3 protein-coding genes are annotated in these 3,461 nt (G+C 67.1%); all 3 read left to right on the top strand.

The annotated features are described in order from the left end of the window. Positions 1-60 precede the first annotated feature (60 nt). Positions 61-1,026, top strand: a complete 966-nt coding sequence (locus AC1DYI_RS29935; protein ID WP_477207762.1) for a Bug family tripartite tricarboxylate transporter substrate binding protein — start codon at positions 61-63, stop codon at positions 1,024-1,026. A 70-nt stretch (positions 1,027-1,096) separates the two neighbouring features. Continuing rightward, positions 1,097-1,591 (top strand): tripartite tricarboxylate transporter TctB family protein, encoded by a 495-nt coding sequence (locus AC1DYI_RS29930; RefSeq protein WP_477207761.1) that lies wholly within the window; start codon positions 1,097-1,099, stop codon positions 1,589-1,591. Positions 1,592-1,747: 156 nt separating this feature from the next. Continuing rightward, positions 1,748-3,259 carry a tripartite tricarboxylate transporter permease gene (locus AC1DYI_RS29925; RefSeq protein WP_477207760.1) on the top strand — a complete coding sequence of 504 codons (1,512 nt, stop codon included), beginning with the start codon at positions 1,748-1,750 and terminating at the stop codon, positions 3,257-3,259. Positions 3,260-3,461: the final 202 nt, after the last annotated feature.

The following is a 3,461-nucleotide window of genomic DNA, read 5'->3' as shown; positions in this document are numbered from 1 at the left end:
GATGACAGCCCCAATGGCGAGCATGCCAGTGTCCCCAAACGAACCTCCAAGGAGACTGCGATGCGCCGAGACACCTTCCTGAAGTCACTCGCCGCCCTGGCTGCCAGCTCGGGCCTGCCGCTGCAGGCGTTGGCCGCCGCGGGTGCCAACCTGAAGATGATGATCCCGGCCAACCCCGGGGGCGGCTGGGACACCACCGGCCGCGCGCTGGGCAAGGCGTTGCAAGAGTCGGGCGCAGCGGCCACTGTCAGCTACGACAACAAGGGCGGCGCCGCCGGCGCTTTGGGCCTGGCGCAGTTCGTCAACTCCGGCAAGGGTGACCCGAACGCAGTGATGGTGATGGGCGCCGTGATGCTGGGCGGCATCATCACCGGCAAGCCGCCGGTCAGCCTGTCGCAGGCCACGCCGATCGCGCGCCTGACCAGCGAATACAACGTCTTCGTGCTGCCGGCCGATTCGCCGTTCAAGACCATGAAGGACGTGGTCGAGCAGATGAAGAAGGACCCGGGCAGCGTCAAGTGGGGCGGCGGTTCGCGCGGCTCCACCGAGCACGTGGCGGCCGCGATGATCGCCCGCGAGGTGGGTGTCGACGCATCGAAGATCAACTACGTGCCGTTCCGTGGGGGTGGTGAGGCCACTGCCGCCATCCTGGGCGGCAACGTGACCATCGGCGGCAGCGGCTACAGCGAGTTCCAGAGCTACATCGAGGCGGGCAAGATGCGCGCGATCGGCGTCACCTCGGACACCCGCCTGAAGGGCATTAACGTGCCGACGCTGAAAGAGCAGGGCATCAACGTCGTGATCGGCAACTGGCGCGGTGTCTATGGCGCCGGCGGCATCACGCCGGACCAGCGCAAGGCGCTGACCGAGATGATCGTCAAGGCGACCAAGAGCAAGGCCTGGGCCGAATCGCTCGAAAAGAACGGCTGGACCTCGGCGCTGATGGTCGGCCCGGAGTTCGAGAAGTTCGTCGACGATGAATTCGCGGGCCTGCGCGCGATCATGGTCAAGGCCGGGATGATCTGACGATGGCCACGCCAACACGTCGCCCTGCATGGGGCGAGGCTTGCCGCGCCCATCGCGCTTGGAGGCCGGCATGAGGGCGCCGCAGACGGCACTGGGCGCCGGCACGCTGCTCGCCGGCATCGGGTTCGTCTGGGGGGCATTCCAGCTCTCGTCGGATGCCGGTTATGCGGGTGTCGGGCCGAACTTCCTTCCCTTGGTGGTCGGCGCGATGCTCAGCGTTTGCGGCGCGTGGCTCATCTGGGAGGCCACCAGCGGCGGCTTTCGCAACATGGAGGAGCCCTCAGGCTCCGATCGGGGCGACTGGCGCGGGTTCGCCTGGGTCAGCGCCGGCATCCTGGCCAACGCCGCGCTGATCACGACGATCGGCTTCATCCTCAGCTGCACCTTGTGCTTCGTGCTCGCCGTGCGTGGCTTCAAGGTGGCTGAAGGCGAACGCGGCATCCGCCCGCAGGCGCTGGCGCTCGACGTGCTGGTCGGCCTGGCGATCTCGGCGCCGGTGTTCTGGATGTTCACCCAGCTGCTCTCCATCGGCCTGCCCGGCCTCACCTCGACCGGATGGTTATGACACCCCCAAGCTCTCTGCGTTCGCGGCCCTGCAGGCCGCACCGTGCCAGTGGCCCGGTCGCTCGCCAGGCACGAACAGTCCACCGGACTGTTCGTGTCCGGGCTCACCCCCCCGAGGGGGCGTTCAATACCTTGGGAACGGCCCGGCGGTACTGATATGGACATCCTGAACCAACTGCTGCACGGCTTCGCCACCGCTGGCACCCCGATCAACCTGCTGTGGGCGCTGCTCGGCTGCATCATCGGCACCGCGGTCGGTGTGCTGCCTGGCATCGGCCCGGCCACCGCGGTGGCGATGCTGTTGCCGATCACGCTGAAGGTCGAGCCGACGGCGTCGATGATCTTCTTTGCCGGCATCTACTACGGCGCGATGTACGGCGGCTCGACGACTTCCATCCTGCTGAACACACCGGGCGAATCGGGCTCGATGGTCACGGCGATGGAGGGCAACAAGATGGCCAAGAGCGGCCGCGCTGGCGCGGCTCTGGCCACTGCAGCCATCGGCTCGTTCGTGGCCGGCACCATCGCCACGGTGGTGGTCACCTTCTGCTCACCGCTGGTCGCGAACTATGCGGTCAAGCTGGGGCCGCCCGAGTACTTCATGCTGATGCTGCTGGCCTTCACCACCGTGTCGGCGGTGCTGGGGCAGAGCACGCTGCGTGGCCTGACCGCGTTGGCCATCGGCCTGGCGATGGGGGTGGTGGGCATCGACCAGATCTCCGGCGTGACCCGCTTCACCGGCGGCGTGCCCGAACTGATGGACGGTGTGGAGGTGGTGCTGATTGCGGTGGGCCTGTTCGCAGTGGGCGAGGCCTTGTACAACGTGCTGTACGAAGGCAAGACGGTCGACACGCAGAACAAGATGAGCCGCGTGCACATGAGCCGCAGCGACTGGAAGCGCTCATGGCCGGCGTGGATTCGCGCCACGTTGATCGGCATACCGTTCGGCACCATCCCCGCCGGCGGCAGCGAGATTCCGACCTTCCTTAGCTACGCGACCGAGAAGAAGCTCTCCAGCCACAAGGAAGAGTTCGGCACGACTGGCGCCATCGAAGGCGTGGCTGGCCCTGAAGCCGCCAACAACGCGGCCATCACGGCCACGCTGATGCCCTTGCTGACGCTGGGCATTCCGACGTCGAACACCACCGCGATCCTGTTGGGCGCCTTCCAGAATTACGGCATCCAGCCTGGTCCGCAGCTGTTCGACACCAACGGGCCACTGGTCTGGGCGCTGATCGCGTCGCTGTACATCGGCAATGTGATGCTGCTGGTGCTGAACCTGCCGCTGGTGGGCCTGTGGGTCAAGCTGCTGAAGGTGCCGAAGGCGCCGCTGTACGCCGGCATCCTGATCTTCGCGACGGTGGGGGTCTACGGCATGCGCCAGTCGGCGTTCGACCTGGTGCTGCTCTATGCCATCGGCCTGCTGGGCGTGGCGATGCGGCGCTTCGATTTTCCGACCGCGCCAGTGGTGGTCGGCATGATCCTCGGCCCGCTGGCCGAAGCGCAGATGCGCAATGCGCTGTCGATCGGCGAGGGGCACTGGACGATCTTCCTGCAGCGCCCGATGTCGTTGACGCTGCTGGTCATCGTGGTCAGCGTGCTGGTCTTGCCGCGCCTGGTGCGTTGGCTGAAGCCGCAACACGAGCCGGACGCGGTCGTCCGCGCTTGATCCCAGGGCCGCATCTGCGGCCCTTCTTGTTTCAGTCGCTGGCGCCCATCGCCAGCGCGCGCTGGCGTGAGGCTTCGCGTGCGTCGTCGCTGGCCGGCGGCTCGTCGACCCAGCCTGCGAGGTGGCGCTTGGCCAGCTCGGCCAGGGCCGCCATGCCGGCGGGCGAATCGTTCAGGCAAGGGATGTAGTGGAAGGCCTGACC

The sequence above is a fragment of the Ideonella sp. P3_A4 genome (genome assembly GCF_056403075.1).
The sequence above is the reverse complement of the archived record's forward strand: the minus strand, read 5'-3'. Positions and strand labels throughout refer to the sequence as shown.